At 71.9% G+C, this 17278-nt stretch carries 13 protein-coding genes and 1 tRNA gene; 4 read left to right on the forward strand and 10 right to left on the reverse strand.

Going from position 1 to position 17278, the window contains the following annotated elements; genetic code table 11:
• Positions 1–69: 69 nt before the first annotated feature.
• Both MMR14E_RS24750 and MMR14E_RS24755 read left to right on the forward strand, forming a co-directional pair.
• Positions 70–624, forward strand: coding sequence for a TerB family tellurite resistance protein (locus MMR14E_RS24750; protein WP_331317942.1), 555 nt, complete (start codon positions 70–72; stop codon positions 622–624).
• A 76-nt stretch (positions 625–700) separates the two neighbouring features.
• The gene (locus MMR14E_RS24755; RefSeq protein WP_331317944.1) at positions 701–1162 is read left to right on the forward strand and encodes an ABC transporter ATPase; all 462 of its coding nucleotides are present in this window, start codon (positions 701–703) and stop codon (positions 1160–1162) included.
• A gap of 35 nt (positions 1163–1197) precedes the next feature.
• Here the strand turns inward: MMR14E_RS24755 and MMR14E_RS24760 are convergent, their stop codons facing one another.
• Together MMR14E_RS24760 and MMR14E_RS24765 are read right to left on the reverse strand one after the other, a co-directional pair.
• Positions 1198–2730: an acyl-CoA carboxylase subunit beta gene (locus MMR14E_RS24760; protein WP_020091972.1), complete on the reverse strand. Its 1533-nt coding sequence runs from the start codon at positions 2728–2730 to the stop codon at positions 1198–1200.
• Positions 2731–2887: 157 nt separating this feature from the next.
• Positions 2888–2962, reverse strand: a tRNA-Val gene (locus MMR14E_RS24765).
• Positions 2963–3221: 259 nt separating this feature from the next.
• Here MMR14E_RS24765 and MMR14E_RS24770 point away from each other — a divergent pair.
• Together MMR14E_RS24770 and MMR14E_RS24775 are read left to right on the forward strand one after the other, a co-directional pair.
• Positions 3222–3563 carry a SelT/SelW/SelH family protein gene (locus MMR14E_RS24770; RefSeq protein ID WP_331317946.1) on the forward strand — a complete coding sequence of 114 codons (342 nt, stop codon included), beginning with the start codon at positions 3222–3224 and terminating at the stop codon, positions 3561–3563.
• Between the two features lie 106 nt (positions 3564–3669).
• Positions 3670–5835: a sensor histidine kinase gene (locus MMR14E_RS24775; RefSeq protein WP_331317948.1), complete on the forward strand. Its 2166-nt coding sequence runs from the start codon at positions 3670–3672 to the stop codon at positions 5833–5835.
• Positions 5836–5887: 52 nt separating this feature from the next.
• Here MMR14E_RS24775 and MMR14E_RS24780 read toward each other — a convergent pair whose 3' ends face one another.
• From MMR14E_RS24780 to MMR14E_RS24815, 8 genes are read right to left on the reverse strand one after another with little or no spacing between them, the layout of a single operon-like run.
• A complete protein-coding gene (locus MMR14E_RS24780) occupies positions 5888–7036 on the reverse strand; it encodes an ABC transporter permease (protein WP_331317949.1) in 1149 nt (382 codons plus the stop codon).
• An 11-nt stretch (positions 7037–7047) separates the two neighbouring features.
• Positions 7048–8064: an ABC transporter permease gene (locus MMR14E_RS24785; RefSeq protein WP_331317950.1), complete on the reverse strand. Its 1017-nt coding sequence runs from the start codon at positions 8062–8064 to the stop codon at positions 7048–7050.
• On the reverse strand, positions 8061–10028 hold the full coding sequence (locus tag MMR14E_RS24790) for an ABC transporter substrate-binding protein (protein WP_331317952.1): 1968 nt from the start codon (positions 10026–10028) through the stop codon (positions 8061–8063). The genes MMR14E_RS24785 and MMR14E_RS24790 overlap by 4 nt, the downstream gene beginning before the upstream one ends.
• Positions 10025–10891 carry a hypothetical protein gene (locus MMR14E_RS24795; RefSeq protein WP_331317953.1) on the reverse strand — a complete coding sequence of 289 codons (867 nt, stop codon included), beginning with the start codon at positions 10889–10891 and terminating at the stop codon, positions 10025–10027. Before MMR14E_RS24795 ends, MMR14E_RS24790 begins: the two co-directional genes overlap by 4 nt.
• Positions 10891–12732 (reverse strand): ABC transporter ATP-binding protein, encoded by a 1842-nt coding sequence (locus MMR14E_RS24800; protein WP_331317954.1) that lies wholly within the window; start codon positions 12730–12732, stop codon positions 10891–10893. The genes MMR14E_RS24795 and MMR14E_RS24800 overlap by 1 nt, the downstream gene beginning before the upstream one ends.
• On the reverse strand, positions 12729–14681 hold the full coding sequence (locus MMR14E_RS24805) for a glycosyltransferase (protein WP_331317955.1): 1953 nt from the start codon (positions 14679–14681) through the stop codon (positions 12729–12731). The genes MMR14E_RS24800 and MMR14E_RS24805 overlap by 4 nt, the downstream gene beginning before the upstream one ends.
• A complete protein-coding gene (locus MMR14E_RS24810) occupies positions 14669–15949 on the reverse strand; it encodes a glycosyltransferase family 4 protein (RefSeq protein WP_331317957.1) in 1281 nt (426 codons plus the stop codon). Before MMR14E_RS24810 ends, MMR14E_RS24805 begins: the two co-directional genes overlap by 13 nt.
• Positions 15946–17196 carry a glycosyltransferase family protein gene (locus MMR14E_RS24815; RefSeq protein ID WP_331317959.1) on the reverse strand — a complete coding sequence of 417 codons (1251 nt, stop codon included), beginning with the start codon at positions 17194–17196 and terminating at the stop codon, positions 15946–15948. The genes MMR14E_RS24810 and MMR14E_RS24815 overlap by 4 nt, the downstream gene beginning before the upstream one ends.
• Positions 17197–17278: the final 82 nt, after the last annotated feature.

Consider the following 17278-nt stretch of genomic DNA (forward strand, 5'->3'; position numbering starts at 1 on the left):
ATTGATGACGGTTTGACACACCGAGAGGTGCGTGAGAGCGTCCCGCGTCGATTCGATCTGGGGACGCACATGCCGATCCTGCTCGGCCTCATCGGGATCATCGTCGCGGGACTGTTCTGGATCTTGCGGACGCACGGGACCGTGAAGGGCCTGCAGGAGGTCAACCGGGACACGAAGGGGCTTCAGCGCCGCGCCGTCTCGACCTTCGAGAGCCTCGTGGGGACGCCGTTGCAGCGCGTCCGCGACCCGCGCCTGGCGGCGGTGATCCTGATGATCCAGCTGGTCCGGACGGGCAGCCCCCTGACCGCCAGCGAGAAGACGCGGATCCTCGAATACATGGAGACGCCGCTGGAGGTGGATCGGATCTCGGCCACTTTCGAGCGGGCCTGGGGCTACACGCAGGCGCGGCTGCCCTTCTCGCAGGCCGCCGACGCCCTGGCGCCGCTGCTGCGCGACGCGCTGACGCCGGCCGAGCGGGGGGAATTGATCGCGATGCTGACCCAGGTGGCCGGCGCGCACTCGCCGCCCAGCGAGTTGCAGCGCGAGGGCATCGCCCGCCTCAAGCGGCGCCTCCTCGTCGGCGAAAGCCCTGTCCTGGTCCAGAAGCGGGGCGAGTCCGCCTGACCCGGAGCGGGTGAGGTCGGGCGCGCCGGAACGCCGCGCCGCTCGCATTTCCAGCCTGGAGCGCTACCTCGCGGAGATGCGCGCCTTTCTGCCTCTCCTCGTCTTCACCGCCCTCTCGGCCGGCTCCGGCAACGCGTGGGCCCAGTCGTGCGACGCACTGGTCGACAAGGTCACGGCCGAGACGGCGGCCAAGACGTCCGAGCGCCGGAGCGACTACGCGAGCTTCACGGCCGGTCCGGACATGACCCTGACGCTGGCTTGCGGCGCGCCGGACCTGTCCTCGGTGGGCGCGCAGTTTCGCGGCGCCAACCCTCCCGACACATACTACGACCTGTTCGGCCACGCCGGTCACGCGGTGACCGGCATCGATGCCGCCGTGATCACCGAGGCCGCGCACCGCGCCCAGGCCACGGCCACGAAGCTCCGGCACAGCAACATCGACCTCGGCGGTGCCCGGGTCACCTGTTCGGCGATGGTATCGCCCGACAAGGGCCCTCTGACGCTGTGCGCGGTGATCGAGAACAGCAACCGCAGCTGAGGCCGGCGGCGGCAGCCGCCGACCCGCGCGCCCGCTCAGAGCGGGATGTTGTCGTGCTTCTTCCAGGGCTGCTCCATCTTCTTGGTGCGGAGCATGCCGAGGGCCTTGGCGATCCGGCGCCGGGTCGAGTGCGGCATGATCACCTCGTCGATGTATCCGCGCTCGGCCGCCACGAACGGTGAGAGGAAGCGGTCCTCGTACTCGCCGGTGCGCGCCGCGATCTTCTCCGGATCGCCGATCTCGCTTCGGAAGATGATCTCGACGGCGCCCTTCGCGCCCATCACCGCGATCTGCGCCGTCGGCCACGCGTAGTTCACGTCCGCGCCGACGTGCTTCGACGCCATGACGTCATAGGCGCCGCCGAAGGCCTTGCGGGTGATGATCGTGACCAGCGGCACCGTCGCCTGCGAGTAGGCGAAGAGCAGCTTGGCGCCGTGCTTGATCAGGCCGCCGTACTCCTGCGCCGTACCCGGCAGGAAGCCCGGCACGTCCACGAAGGTCACGATCGGGATCCCGAAGGCGTCGCAGTAGCGCACGAATCGCGCGGCCTTCCGCGAGGCGTCCGAATCGAGCACGCCCGCGAGCACCAGCGGCTGGTTGGCCACGAAGCCGACCGTGCGGCCCTCGATCCGGCCGAAGCCGGTGATGATGTTGCGCGCGTAGGCGGACTGGATCTCGAAGAAGTCACCCTCGTCCACCACGCGGCGGATCAGCTCGCCCATGTCGTAGGGCTTGTTCGGGTTGTCGGGGATCAGCGTGTCGAGGGACGCGTCGATCCGGTTGACGTCGTCGAAGCTCTCCAGCTCCGGCACGCCGTCGATGTTGTTGGCCGGCAGGAAGTCGAGGAGGCGGCGGATCTGCAGGATCGCCTCGACGTCGTTCTCGAAGGAGCCGTCGGCGATCGACGACTTCGTCGTGTGGACCTTGGCGCCGCCGAGTTCCTCGGCGGTCACGACCTCGTTGGTGACGGTCTTCACCACGTCGGGGCCGGTCACGAACATGTAGCTCGTGTCGCGCACCATGAAGATGAAATCGGTCATGGCCGGCGAGTAGACGTCGCCGCCCGCGCACGGACCCATGATCACCGAGATCTGCGGGATCACGCCCGAGGCCATGACGTTGCGGCGGAACACCTCGCCGTAGCCGCCGAGCGCGGCCACGCCCTCCTGGATGCGCGCGCCGCCGGCGTCGAAGATGCCGATGATCGGCGCGCGCATCTTCAGCGCCATGTCCTGCACCTTCACGATCTTCTGGGCGTGCGCCTCCGAGAGGGAGCCGCCGAACACCGTGAAGTCTTTCGAGAAGAGGAAGACCGTGCGGCCGTTGATCGTGCCCCAGCCGGTCACGACGCCGTCGCCGGGAATCTTCTGCTTCTCCATGCCGAAATCGGTGGAGCGGTGCTGCACGAACATGTCGAACTCCTCGAACGACCCGTGGTCGAGGAGGAGTTCGATGCGCTCGCGCGCCGTGAGCTTGCCGCGCTTGTGCTGGGCCTCGACGCGCTTCTCACCGCCGCCGAGCCGGGCCTGCGCCCGCCGCTCTTCGAGCTTGTCGAGGATATCCTTCATGGCTGTTCCCGCCCTTCCCCTGCCCGTGACCTGCGACCCGGATCGGGCCGGGTCCAAGCTTATGCGTTCACCGATCGAGCGCCCTTAGCACGCGCTTTTCGGGTGGCAAACCGACGCGGGGAGCCGCACGATCAGACCTTCGGGGGATGGGGAGTAATGGTGGACGGTGCAGGGATCGAACCTGCGACCTTTCCCGTGTGAAGGGAACGCACTACCGCTGTGCTAACCGTCCGTACCGGTGTGCCACCTGAGCGCACGCCATCGTCGCTCGCCGTCGAGGGCGTCGCGACCCGGTGGCGGGCCTTCTAGAGCGCGGCAGGCCGCGGCGTCAAGCGCGGCCGGAGATGTTTGGCGACGACCGGGCGACCGCGCGCTGGCCCTGCGAGATCCCGGTGCGTCGCGGCCGGGCGCGGCCCTCTCGGACCGGGAGGCTCGCCATCGTGTGCACGCGTGAGGTTGACAAGGCCGCCGACCCGGTGCGCTGTGCGGGCATGCACGAGGGGCGAGCGGGCGCGAAGCCCGGCAGCGACGTGACGGCGGAGGGCGCGGCGGGGCCGGGGCGGCCGCGCGTCGCGATCACCTACTGCACGCAGTGCAACTGGCTGCTCCGCGCGGCCTGGATGGCGCAGGAACTCCTCTCCACGTTCCGCGACGATCTCGGTGAGGTCGCCCTGGTCCCGGCCACCGGCGGCACATTCCGCATCGAGCTGGGCTCCGCGCTCCTCTGGGAGCGGGTGCGCGACGGCGGCTTCCCCGATGTGAAGGCGCTGAAGCAGCGGGTGCGCGACCACCTCGACCCGGCGCGCGATCTCGGTCATATCGATCGGTCATGAGGCGAGGGAACGGCGACGAGCCCGCGGGGCGCCGCGGGCAGGGGACGGACCCCGCTTGAGTCCGGACCATCAAGCCGAAGGCGCGGGCGTCCCCGCGGTGATCCCCGTGCGCCGCTCCTGGCTGTCGCGGCGGCTTCACCGCTTCGGGCGGAACGGCTTCTCCACCCAGGTCTACCTCGTCGCGCTGGTGATCGCGCTGATCGGTCCGGGCCTGCTGTTCACCGGCATCCTGCTGATGCGCTACGCCTCGGCCGAGCGGGCGCGGTTCGAGCAGGACGCCCGCGAGAACGTGCGCGGCATCGGCCTGTCCCTCGACCGCGACACGGCCGGCCTCGTGTCGGTGCTGCAGACGCTGGCGACCTCGCCGCGGATCCGACAGGGCGAGTTCGAGGCCTTCGACGCCCAGGCGCGCCTCGTCCGCGAATCGATCGATCTGGACGTGCTCCTGCGCCGGCCGAACGGGCAGGAGGTGGTGAACACCGGCGTTCCGCGCGGCGCCCCGATGCCGATCGTCACGCTTCCCTTCGACCAGGACCTGGCCCGCGGCACCCAGCGCGCCATGGTGAGCGGCTACGTCCCGGGCCCGATGCCGGGCGAGGCCACCTACGCGGTCGGTGTACCGGTGATGGTCGACGGGGAAGTCGGCTACATCCTGAGCTTCACCGTCCCGCTGTCGCGCCTCCAGGGCATCCTGTCGCGCGAGGTCGTTCCGGGTTGGACGACGGGAATCAGCGACCGGTCCGGCATCGTGCTGGCGCGCCTGCCGGATCCCGACGCCGTCGTCGGCAAGCAGCGCCTCGCCAGCCTGCGCCAAGTGCAGTCGTCGACCCCCGGGGTCTGGGAGGGCCAGGACCGCCAGCACAAGCCCGTGGTGGTGATCGAGGCGCGCTCGCGGCTCACCGGCTGGATGGTGGCGACCAGCATCCCGCAGGCCCTCGTCGACGCGCGGGTGCGGCGCTGGATCTGGGCTTTCGCGGGCTTCGGCCTTCTGGTGCTCGCCACCTCGTCGCTCCTGGCGGTGAATCTGTGGTCGCGGGTCTCGCGCCCCCTCCGCTTGCTGGCGGCGTCCGGGCCGGCCCTGGCCCGGGGCGAGGCGATCCCGCGCGTGTCGTCGCCGGTGCACGAGATCCAGCGGCTCGGCGTCGTGCTGTCGGAGGCGTCGCTGCGGCTGCGCACCCGCGAGGAGGAGCGCGACCGGGCGCTGGCCGAGACCAAGCGCGGCCTCAGTGCCCTGAGCGAGTCCGAGGCGCGCTTCCGGCACATGGCCGATTCGGCGCCCGCCCTGATCTGGATGACCGACGAGACCGGCGCGGTCAGCTTCGCCAATCTCCATTTCGAGCACCTGTTCGGATTGCCGGCCGCGCGGTTCAACGACGACGGCTGGCACCAGATCGTGCATCCCGACGACCTGGAGAGCTTCCGGACCGCCTTCACGGAGGCGTTCGAGGCCCGGGTCCCGTTCCGCACCGAGTCGCGGGTGATCGACCGGACGGGGGCGGTGCGCTGGCTCCAGTGCGAGGGCGTCCCGCGGCTCGACGACGCCCAGAACTTCCTGGGCTACACCGGCTGCAACATCGACATCACCGACACGAAGAACGCCGAGGAGCACCTCCTGCTCCTGATCCACGAGTTGAACCACCGGGTGAAGAACACCCTCGCGACGGTGCAGTCGATCGCGGCCCAGTCGCTGCGCGGGCTGGAGGGGGCGGAGGCCGATGCGGCGCGCGCCGCCTTCGAGGCGCGCCTCCTCGCCCTGGCACGGGTGCACGACGTCCTGACCCGGGAGAGCTGGGAGGGTGCGGAACTCTCAGCCGTCGTCGCCGACGCGATCCGGCCGCTGGAGGCCGGCGACGGTCGGGCGTCGCGCTTCAAGGTTCAGGGACCGGCCCTGCGGCTGCCGCCGCGGCTCGCGCTGTCCATCGCCATGGCCCTGCACGAGCTCGGCACGAACGCGGTGAAGTACGGGGCGCTCTCGACGGAGGGCGGCACGGTCGAGATCTCCTGGACGGTGCGGCGCCTCGAGGAGATGCAGCTCTCGCTCCGCTGGTCCGAGCGGGGCGGGCCGCCGGTCAAGAAGCCGACGCGGACCGGATTCGGCTCGCGCCTGATCGAGCGCAGCCTGGCGCGCGAGCTCGCCGGCGAAGTCGTGCTGAGCTACGAACCGAGCGGCGTCGTGTGCACGATCGATGCCCCGGTCCCGCCGCCGGGCCTCCTCGAGCGCAAGGGCGTCGCCGCGCCCACGCGGATCGCGCCGCTACCCCTCGCGGGCTAGGCCGGCACGGCGCGCGGCCCATGGTGCGAACCGCCCGGCGCGGCGTCCACCGTCAGTGGTACGGATCCGCCGCGTCGCGCAGCCCGTCGCCCATGAAGTTGAACGCCAGCACGGTCACCAGCACGGGCAGGACCGGCAGGAGCAGCCAGGGGTAGAGCTGAACCGCCGCGAGATTCTGCGCCTCGTTGAGCAGCACGCCCCAGCTGGTCACCGGCGGCCTGAGACCCAGGCCCAGGAACGACAGGGCGGTCTCGCCGAGGATCATGGTCGGGATCGACAGGGTCGCCGAGGCGATCAGGTGGCTCATGAAGTTCGGGATCAGGTGGCGGCCGATCACCCGTGCGGGCGAGGCGCCCATCAGCTCGGCAGCCTGAACGAAATCCTCCTCGCGCAGCGCCAGGAGCTTGCCCCGCACCGCCCGCGCCAGCCCCGGCCAGTCCAGCAGCCCGAGGATCACCGTGATGCCGAAGAAGATCAGCAGCGGGCTCCAGTTCGGCGGCAGCGCCGCCGACAGGGCGAGCCAGAGCGGCAGCTCCGGCAGGGAGCGGACCACCTCGATCAGCCGTTGGACCCCGGCGTCGACGAGGCCTCCGAAATAGCCCGCGATGCCGCCGAAGAAGAGCCCGAGCGCGAACGAGATGGCGACGCCCACGAGGCCGATGGTGAGCGAGATCCGCGCCCCGTAGATCATGCGCGAGAACAGGTCGCGCCCGAGCTTGTCGGTACCGAGGAGAAACAGGGTACCGGTGTCCGGCGGGCAGACGAGGTGAAGGTCCGTGTGGACGAGCCCGAGCCAGTCGTAGCCGTCGCCCCGGCAGAGAAACCGCAGCGGCTGCGGAGCGGACGCGTCGACCTTGTAGTCCCGGCGGAACGTGTCGAGATCGAGATGGGCGCGGTACGGGTAGACGAACGGCCCGACGAATCGGCCCTCGTGGAACAGGTGAACGCCCTGCGGCGGCGCGTAGAGGAAATCGCCGTTCCGGCGGGCCTGTCCGTAGGGCGCGAGCTGCTCGACGAACGGCACGGTCGCGTAGAGCGCGAGCAGGATCAGGGCAGAAGCCACGGCCAAGCGGTGGCGCAGGAACTTGCGCAGGATGAGCCGCCACGCGGAGGCCGTGGCGACGGGGCTTTCCCCCCGGGCCTCCGGCTCGAAGGGCGCCGGATCGACGAAGTGTCCGGATGCGGGGAGCGCGTCGGTCATCGCGGGGCGGGTCATCGCAGGCCCATGCGGATGCGCGGATCGAGCCAGACCAGGATCAGGTCCGAGATCAGCATGCCGACCAGGGTCAGGGCCGCGACGAACATCAGGATGAACCCGGCCATGAACTGGTCCTGGCTGCGCAGGGCGTCGAGGAGCAGCGGGCCGACGGTCGGCAGGCTGAGCACCAGGGAGACCAGCACCGATCCCGAGACGAGGTGCGGCAGCAGGTTTCCGATATCCGCCACGAACGGGTTCAGCGACATCCGGAACGGGTATTTCAGCAGCGCCTGCAGGGGCGGCAGGCCCTTGGCGCGGGCGGTGACCGTGTAGGGCTTGGCGAGCTCATCGAGCAGGTTGGCGCGCATGCGCCGGATCATGGCCGCGGTCCCGCCGAGGCCGATCACCAGCGTCGGCACGATCAGGTGCGCCAGCAGCGAGCGCACCTTCTCCCAGGTCCAGGGCTGGTTGGTGAGGGCCGAATCGTACAGGCCGCCGATCGACAGCCCGAACCACCGATTGGCGTAGAACAGCAGGATCAGGGCGAGCAGGAATCCCGGCACCGCGAGGCCGACATATCCCAGCAGGGTGACCACGGCGTCGCCGAGCGTGTTGCGGTGCGTGGCCGAGTAGATCGCCGCGGGGATCGCCACGAGGTGGACGAACACCACCGCCGTCAGGTTGATCAGCAGGGTCAGCCACAGGGCGTCGCCGACGACGTCCGCCACCGGCTTGTCGTACTCGAACGACCAGCCCCAGTCGCCCTGGAGCAGCCCGGAGAACCCGACCGAACCCGGCAACACGCCGATCCACATCAGGTACTGCTGCCAGACCGGCCGGTCGAGGCCGTACTGCTTGATGAGCAGCTCGGCCTTCGCCACGGAACTCGCGTCGCCGGTGGCCCGCAGCTCCATGATCCGGTTGGTCAGGTAGTCGCCCGGCGGCAGCTTGATGATCACGAAGACGAGCGCCGAGATGACCAGCAGCGTCACCGCCATGGTGACGATGCGGCGGAGGATCTGGGCGATCACCGGGCCTCCGCGCGCTTGTCGGCCCCGGCATCGGCGCCCGTGTCCCAGAAAAGCTCGTCGAGGCGCTGCACGCCGATCATCGCGGTGGGCTCCCAGGAATAGAGGGCGCGCTTCGGGAGGTTGATCAGGCGATCGGCGCCGACCACCGGCTGGAGCGCGCCCGCCACCGTGCCGATCACCCAGGTGTTGCGCGCGTGGTTCATCAGCATCTCCCGCCAGATCGCGGCCTGCCGGCCGGCATCGTCGGTGTCGCGCCACTCCCGGTCGAGGGCGATGAGGCGCTGGACCTCCGGGACGTCGCATGGCTCGCCGCTCTTCCCGCGGCTCTCGACGTTCATGCTCCACAGCGGCCAGGAATAGTGCTCCGGCTGGGCCGGGCTGAGCTCGGTCGGAGGCATGATCGCGGTCGGGACAGCGAGATCGAGGCCCTGGGCGGCGACCATCACGGTCACGCCGGCGATGGAGCGCCGGTGCAGGTTCGTGCGCTCCTGCGGCTTGGTGATCAGGCGGATCCCGACCTCGCGCCAGAACTCCGTGATGAGCAGCAGCGCGTCGAGGACCATCTCGGCCTCGCCGTCGCTCTCCACCACGAGCTCCAGGGCGCGACCGCCCGGGAGCAGCCGCGTGCCGGACCCGTCGCGGGCCGTCAGCCCGATCTCGTCCAGAAGCTTGGCGGCCTGGGCCGGATCGTAGGCGGCGTTGAGGGTCCGCATCTCGGGCTCGAACAGCGCGCTCTCCGGCACGATCGTGTCGTTGCCCTCGGTGCCCAGGCCGAACAGGAGCGTGTTGTTCAGCGTTCGCCGATCGACGGCGAGCGACAGGGCGTGCCGGTACCGCACGTCGCGGTTGAGCTGCCGCCACGCCGGATCCGTCGTGGTGAGGTTCGGATAGAGCGCGATCTCCGAGCCGCGGGCCACGGGCCACAGGTTGGTGCGATAGCGATGCGCCGCCTCACCCTCCTTCAGGCTCGGGATGTCGGGCATCATCAGGCCGCGGAACATCAGGTCGGCCTCGCCGGCATTGGTCTTGGCGACCAGGAGGCCCTGCGAGGCCACGTCCATCACGATGGCGTCGACGTAGGGGAGCTGCGTGCCGGCCGTGTCGACCCGGTGGTAGCTGCGGTTGCGCTCGAACCGGAATCGGGTGGCCGGCGAGCGGGTCCGCGGCACCCAGCCCTGCAGGGTCGGGCAGTCCGGATTGTTCAGCTCGTAATTGTCGTCGAGGCGATTGTGCAGGGCCGCCCAGCTGCGGAGCTTGAGCGCCTTGGCCTTCGCGTCGGCCGCATCCTTGCCGACGTAGCGGGCGTGATAGGGCTTCAGGTAGTGCGACGGCCGGTAGATCAGCGGGTCGCGCGGCGCCGCCAGGGCCGGCAGGAACATCGGATTCGGCCGGTCCCAGCTGTAGCGGACGGTGACCGGATCGAGGAATTCGACCGTCGGAAGCTTGCCGTCGACCCGGAAGAAGGCCGGCGGCCCGTCGGGGCTCAGCGCCTTCTCGTTGGCCACATCCTCCCAGTAGTAGCGGAAATCCTCCGCGGTGAACGGGTGCCCGTCCGACCAGCGGTGGCCCTGGCGGAGCGTGAAAGTGAAGCGCCCGCCCTGGACATCGACGCGCTCCAGCACATCGGGCCGCAGATTCAGGTCGGCATCGTAGCCGACGAGGCGGGTGTAGCCGTAGACCGACAGGTAGCGGACGTCCCGTGCCTTGGCGATCAGGGTCCGGATCGTGCCGCCCGCGCTGCCGATCCGGCGTCCGCGGGCGGCGAGGTCGGCCACGGAGGGGGTGGTCGGCGGCCCGGGCGCGTCGCTCGGCGGGGTGTCGGCGAAGGCCCGAAACGGCGCGCGCGCCCAGATCGCCGCGGCGCCGAGCCCGGCGAGGAGGGCACGGCGGGACACGGTGCTGTCGTTCCCGCTCCGCAGCGAGAGGGCGGACGGGGTGCCGTCCGGGATGTCCCAGGCCTTCATGAGCTGCCCCGCAACGTCACGGAGGTGAGCCGCGCGGGCGAGTAGCCGGTCGCCCGATGCAAGTCGTCGAAGGCGTGGGACCGGACGATCAGCCCGGCGGCCTGACGCACCAGGGCGTCGTCGGCGGGCTGCTCGAAGTGGCGGCCGTTCCGGGTCCAGCGGATCGGCTCCGGGCTGCGCTCGGGGCCGGTGATCATCGCGATAGTCGGATGCGCGGGGCCGCCGTGGGCGTGGATCCGGTGCCCGGCCGCGTCGTCGTCGAACAGCAGCCGGGTCAGCCCGCGGGCCCGCGCCTCCACGACTCGCCGGCCCTGGGCGACGTGGTCGTCGAAGAACGCCACCGTCCGCGCCGGGTCGAGCGTGGACCAGTCGGCAGTCGACCAGTCCGCGGTGCTGTAGCGCGCCTGCCGGTCGCGGTACTGGAGCCCCGACAGATCCGGATCGTGGCAGAAGATCTGCGCCTGCGGGCGGGCCTGCCGGATCACCCAGGTGGTGAGCCCGCGGAACACGCCCGATTCGATCACGAAGTCGGGTCTCAGTGCCCGCATGGCCACGTAGAGCTGCAGCGCGCCGTTGAAGCCGCTGCCTCCGCGCCGCTGCCGGACGGGCGCGGTCGGGATCAGCCCCCAGAACGCCTGGACCTGCTCCAGCACGTCGCCGTCGGGGACGAGGCCGGCGGCGGCGAGGTCGCGCTCCAGGATGGCGGCGGCCGATTCGAGCAGGGTCGCCACCTCGCGCGGCGAGGTCGGCCGGTGGGTCCAGTCGGGGGCGGCCGGGACGAGGTCGTAGCCCAGGCGGTCGAAGAACGGCGACAGCACCTTCCGGCGCAGGCGCTCCAGCATGACGGGCGGCCGGGCCTGCATCACGCGGCCTCCGCCCTGTGGGCCGAGCCGAAGCGCACCCGGTGGCCGGTCTCGACCGGGCGCATCGCCCCGGCCTCGTCGGGCGCGAGGCGGAAGGGCTCCTCCCAGCGGGTCGGGTCGTTGCGTTCGGAGGCGACGGCCTCGAAGTCCAGGGGATGGTCCAGGCTCGGATCGGGCACGGCGGCGAGCAGCGCCCGCGTGTAGGGATGGACGGGCCGGCGGAACAGCGCCGCGCGGGGCGCCTCCTCGACGATACGGCCCCGGCACATCACGCTGATGGTGTCCGCCATGTAGTCGATCACTGCCAGATTGTGGGAAACGATGAGGTAGGAGAGGCCCAGGGCGGCCTGGAGATCCTTGAGCAGGTTCAGGATCTGCGCCTGGACCGAGACGTCGAGCGCCGAGACCGGCTCGTCGAGCACCAGCAGCCGCGGCTTCGGGGCGAGGGCCCGGGCGATGCCGATGCGCTGCCGCTGCCCGCCCGAGAAGGCGTGCGGGTAGCGGCCGAGACCGCCGGGCTCCAGGCCGACCATGGCCATCAAGGCGCGGCATCGCTCCCGTCGCTCAGCAGCCGGCACGCCGTGGATCTCCATCGGCTCCGACAGGATCTGCCGGACGGTCATGCGCGGATCGAGGGACGCGTAGGGGTCCTGGAACACGAACTGGACCGTGCGGCGATAGGCGAAGAGGGCGTCGCCGCTCAGGCCGTGCACGTCCCGCGGGCCGCCGCCGTCGTCGAACAGGATCCGCCCGGAATCGGGCCGGAGCGCCCGCATGATCATCTTCGAGACCGTGGTCTTGCCCGACCCGGACTCGCCGACGAGGCCCAGCGTCTGGCCGGCCGCGAGGCTCAGGGAGACGTCGGACACGGCGTGGACGATCCGCGGCTTCTGCCACAGCCGGCCGGCCCGCAGCGTGAAGCTTTTGCTCACCCCCTCCACGCGGAGGATCGGCCCGGCCAGGGGCGCGGGAGCCTGGCCGGGCGGGATCTCGGCTTTGGCCGGGCGGATCGGCGTCAGCCTCTCGCCGGGCGCCATGTCGAAGCGCGGGACCGCGTGGAGGAGCGCGCGGAGATAGGCGTGGCCCGGCGCGCGCATCACCGTGTCGCGCGGGCCGGCCTCGACGAGGCGGCCGCGGTAGAGGACGGCCACGTCGTGGGCGATGTTGGCGACCACGCCGAGGTCGTGGGTGATCAGCAGGATCGCCATGCCGGTCTCCTCCTGGAGCCGGGCCAGCAGGGCGAGGATCTGGGCCTGGGTGGTGACGTCGAGGGCGGTGGTCGGCTCGTCGGCGACGAGGAGCGCGGGTCTCAGGATCAGCGCCATCGCGATCATGGCGCGCTGGCGCAGGCCGCCGGACAGCTCGAACGGGTAGGTCCGCAGGGCGCGGTGCGGGTCGGGGAAGCCGACACGGGCCAGCGCCTCCTCGGTTCGGGCATCGGCCTCCTTGCGGTCCGCCCCGGTATGGATCCGCAGCGCCTCCCCGATCTGGTCGCCCACCGTGTGGAGCGGTGACAGGCAGGTCATCGGCTCCTGGAAGATCATGGCGATGCGCTGGCCGCGGATGGCCCGCATCGCCTCCCCCTCGGACGGGAGCCGCGCGATGTCGGTCTCGGTCTCGCCGTCGCGGAACAGAATCTCGCCGCGGTTTATGGCGGCGGCGGGGGGCAGGATCCGTAGGATCGCCTGGGCGGTCACCGACTTGCCCGAGCCTGATTCGCCGACCAGGGCGAGGGTGCGGCCACGGTGGACGTCGAGGGACAGGCCGTGCAACGCCTCGAACGGACCGCTCTCCGTGCGGAACGCGACCGCGAGGTCGCGGATGGACAATAGCGGGCTCAACCCGTCCTCGCGATCTGTGAGACCTGAGACTTAGACAGCGTCGGCCCCATGTCCATCGCGGGCGCGCCGAAGTGCTCCGGAAGATCCACGACCTGTACCGCCGGATGCCGCAGGAGGCTCGTCACCAGCGCGTCGACGAAGCCCCAGACGGCCTCGTCGTGGACGCGGTGGTGGGTCAGCAGGCCGAGGGGCCTCTCCGGCGCGCGGATGATGTCGGCGGCGAGGCCGCGCAGCAGAGCTCGCGGATCGCGCAGGGATCGGGTGCCCCGCCAATCGATCGGGTCGAGGGTGGCGTCGAGGCGGCGCAGACCGGGGACGGCCGGCCCCGGCACGGCCGAGAGGCCGCGATAGCCGAGATCCGGCAGGGCGGCGGCGAGATCGGGCACGATGCGGTTCCACGGCGGCACGAAGACCGGCAGCAGCGACGCCGCCGGCAGCCGCTGTCGGGCGATTCGCAGGCCGGCAGCGGCGTCGGCGATCAGCGTGTCGAGCGGGCGATGCGCGCCGAACTCCGCCCGCTTCTCGCCCGGCGGGGCGTGGTCGTGATGAGCGAGGCCGTGGACGGCGACCGATACGCCGACGGCCGACTCGAGTCGTCGCGGGAGCGAGGCCTCGATACCCGCCGGGATCGTGGCGAGGAGGAGCGGGACGCGGTGCCGGTCGATGAGACCGAGGAGCCGGTCGAGTTCCGGGCCGCCCGCGACCGCGTCGTCGTCGCGCCAGAACAGCGGTACGCGCAGGCCCCGCGCCGCGACGGCGTCGAGGGCACGGTGGACCGCGTCGAAGGCCGGATCGGCTGACAGGGTTCGGCCGCGGCGCGAGAGTGCGCCTGCGTGCAGAGCTTCGACCTGCGCGACCGTGCGCGCGGCCCCGTCGAGATCGATGCCATGAGTGCCGGGCGCGGGGACGGCGCCCGGCGCCTCGATGGCGCGCACCAGGGTCTCGGGCGTCAGCTCCGATTCCGGGAGCACCCGCGCCAGCCCCCGCGCGGCGAGGTGCTCGGCGCGCATGCGCTGCTCGGTCTCGCCGCCGGCTTCGAAGGGCACGAGGACGGCCGGTGTTCCGGTGGTGAGCAGATCGACGGCCGTGTTGTAGCCGCACTGGCTGACCGAGAGGGCGGCGCCGGCCAGGAGCGCGCGATAGTCCGGCCGGGCGCGCCCGAGGATGTCGGGCGCGAGCCCTCCGCCGATCTCGGACAGCGCGGCCTCGGGCACGCCGTGGCCGGCCAGGATCCGCCAGCCGAGATCCGGCCGCAGGCGGGCCGCCCCGGCGGCCGCGCGCAGAAGGACCAGCCCGGCCGGTCCGGATCCGGCAGCGACCACCACGCCCGAGCGGCGCTCGGCTGGCGCGGGTACGGCGCCCTCGTCCACGTAGCCGGTGTAGCGGACCGCTGCGGCGGTCGCCGCGTCGAGGGGCCACGAGACCTCGAGGGGGATGAGGGCGGGATCGCCGTGCACCAGCACGGCGTCGTAGAGGTCCGCCACCCGCGCGTGCGACTCGGCGATGCGCTGCGGCTTCGAAGAGGCCACGAGGACGTCGCGCACGGAGGCGAGGACGAGCGGGCGCGGCCGCCGGGCGCGGGCGGTCTCCACCAGGGCGAGGAATTCGGGCGCCAGGGCGCGCCGGCCGAACGGGAACAGCTCGGTGATGACCGCGTCCGGTTCGAAGTCTGCGAGAGCCTCGAGCAGGAGAGCGCGGCGCCGCTCGAGCAGGCCCGTCCCGGCCACGTGTCCGCCGGGGTCCAGCAGCGTCGAGAAGTCCGTGCCGGCGATCCGGAGCGGCGGCAGTTGCACGAGGCGCAGGCCGCCCGGGCGGACCATCGGTGCCGGGACGCCGCCCGAGATCAGCATCGTCTCGTGGCCGGCCGCCGCGAAGGCGCGGGCGATGGCGGCCGCGCGGGTGAGATGCCCCGCCCCGAGCAGATGCGTGACCGCGATCAGGACGCGCACGCGGACAGCTCCGGTCGATGGGCGGGCGCGCCCTGCGGCAGACCCGCGGAGGCGCGCAGCCGGCCGGCGATCAGCGCGACCGCCGCTTCCTCGGAGAAGTCCTGCACGAGTCGGGCCAGGGCCGCCGTGCCGAGCCGCCGACGATCGTCCGGATCGCCCGCCAGACGGGTGAGCGCCTCGGCGAGCGCCACGGGATCGCCGGGCGGGACCAGGACGCCGTGAATACCGGCGCTGATGAATTCCGGCGTGCCGGCGAAGGCCGTCGCCAGGATCGGCAGCGCCTGGCTCGCGGCCTCCATCAGCACGTTCGGGAGGCCGTCGCGGTCGCCGCCGGGGGCGGGCTTCGTCGGAAGGACGAAGAGGTCGGCCGCGCGCATGGCCTCGATCACCGCCGGCTGCGCCAGGGCGCCGCGGAAGCGGACCCGCTCCGCCAGGCCGGCGGCACCGGCCCGCGACTCCAGGGCCGCGCGCAGTTCGCCGCCGCCGATCAGGTCGAGTCGCCAGTGCAAGTCCGCGGGCAGGGCAGCGAGGGCGTCGATGAGATCGTCGTGCCCCTTCTTGGCGACGAGCCGGCCGACGCAGAGGAGTCGGAGGGGCCGGTCCGGATCCGTCCCGTCGCGCGGCTCGCGCAGCGGCGGCGGGCTGGGAAAGCGCGCGAGATCCAGGCCGTGATAGGCGAGCTGGGTCCGGCCCGGCGCGAGGACCTGCAGGCGAGCGAGCCCGTCGCGGGTGCAGGTGACGCCCCATTCGGCGTCGCGCAGCTTCTCGGCCAGCTCCCAGTCGGGGGTCGTCCAGATGTCTTTGGCGTGCGCCGAGAAGCTCCACCGACGCCCGGTCAGGAGCGCGGCGTAGCGGGCGACGCTGGCGGGGGTGTGCAGGAAATGCACGTGGATATGGGCGACCTCGACCGGCATTTCGCGGGCGAGGACCAGGGCCTGCCCGAGGCGCCGCAGCCGCGACGCGGTCGGGTCGCGCCGGAGATCGCGGGCGAACAGCGCCAGGAGCGCGGGCAGCTTCGGCCGCCCGAGCGCGGCGCCCAGCCCGAGGAGCACCCGCAGCGGCGCGTCGCGCAGGTATTCGGGCAGGTAGGCGGCCGCCGCGCGGATCTGCGCGTGCATCGGATGCCGCGCCCGGTCGGTCGGGCGCCGGAGCGACCAGATCTCCAGGTCGAGGCCGCACCGCTCCAGGGCCAGCAACTCCTGTGCGATGAAGGTCTCGGACAGCCGCGGATAGCCCTTCAGCACCACGGCGACGCGCTTGGCGCTCACGAATAGGCCTGCAGGTAAGGGCGGGCGGCGGCGTCCACGCTGCCCCGGGCGGTCAGCGCCCGGACGCGGCGCGCGACCGCGTCGAGGCCGTCGAGCAGACCGGGCACGAGCACCCGCGACGGCGGGTCCTGTCCCGGCAGGTCACGGAGCGCCGCCGCCATGCGCGCGGGCGCCCGGCCATCCGCCTCCATGAGCACCCGCGTCAGGCCGAGCCGCTCGGCCGCGAGCGCCCGGATCGCCTGCTCCCGCCGCGGCTCGGTCCGAGGCACGAGGATCGCCCGACGGTCGAACGACAGGATCTCGCAGAAGGTGTTGTAGCCCCCCATGGCAACGACGCCGGCGGCCTTGCGCATCAGGAACTCGATCTCGCTGTCGAAGGTGATGGCCGCGATCCGGCCGCCGAGGCGGCGGATGCGCGCCGCGAACGCGTCCCGGGTCGCGGCATCGAGGAAGGGGCCGAAGGCGATGAGCGCGGGCAGCGGGATCGCGGAATCGGCCTCGTAGGCGGCGATCACCCAGTCGATGAGGGCGGCCCCGTCGCCGCCGCCCCCGGGCGTCACCAGGATGAAGGGACCGGCGGCGATCGGGGGCTCCTCGCGGCCGGCGCGCCGCTCTGGGAGATCCCGGCGGAGATAACCGGTGTAGATCAGGCGCCCGTCGATGCGGGCTGCCATCTCGGGGTCCATCGGCAGCGCCGCCAGGGGCTCGTGGATACGGCTCAGGCCGTAAACCCAGATCTCGTCGTAGAACCGCGCCATCGTCTCGGCCGCGCCCTTGCGCTCCCATTCGGGGACGAGCCGGTCGGCATCGTCGAGGACGTCGCGCAGGCCCAGGACGAGGCGGATGTCGCGTGCGGCGGCCTGCTCCAGCACCGGCAGCAGCTCGCCGTGGAAGCCCGCCGGCTCCTTGTCGACGATGATCAGGTCGGGGTGGAACGCGGCGCAGGCCTGGGCGATGATCGCGGCGCGCTGCTCGACGGTGCGCGCCAGCGGTGTCGCGCCGTCCAGGCTGGCATAGCCGCCGTCGGCGAACTTGGTCACCGGCGGCAGCCGGACCGTCCGGACGCCCGGCGCGAAGGCGAAGCGGTCGACCACCGGCGAGCCTGAGACGATCATCGCCCGGGCGCCCCGATTGCACGCCACGATCGCGTTGGCGATCGCCCGCGAGCGGCGCAGATGCCCGAGCCCGAAGGTATCGTGGCTGTAGATCAGGACGCGCGGGGCCGATGACGCCTCGTCCAGTCGCATCGATGTGATCGCCCCGGTTTGACGGCGCGAGGATCGCAGCCGCCGCCCTCTTGCACAAGCCGGGCCGGGCCGCAAACACCTC

The organism is Methylobacterium mesophilicum (assembly GCF_036441335.1).
Lineage (GTDB): Bacteria > Pseudomonadota > Alphaproteobacteria > Rhizobiales > Beijerinckiaceae > Methylobacterium > Methylobacterium mesophilicum_B.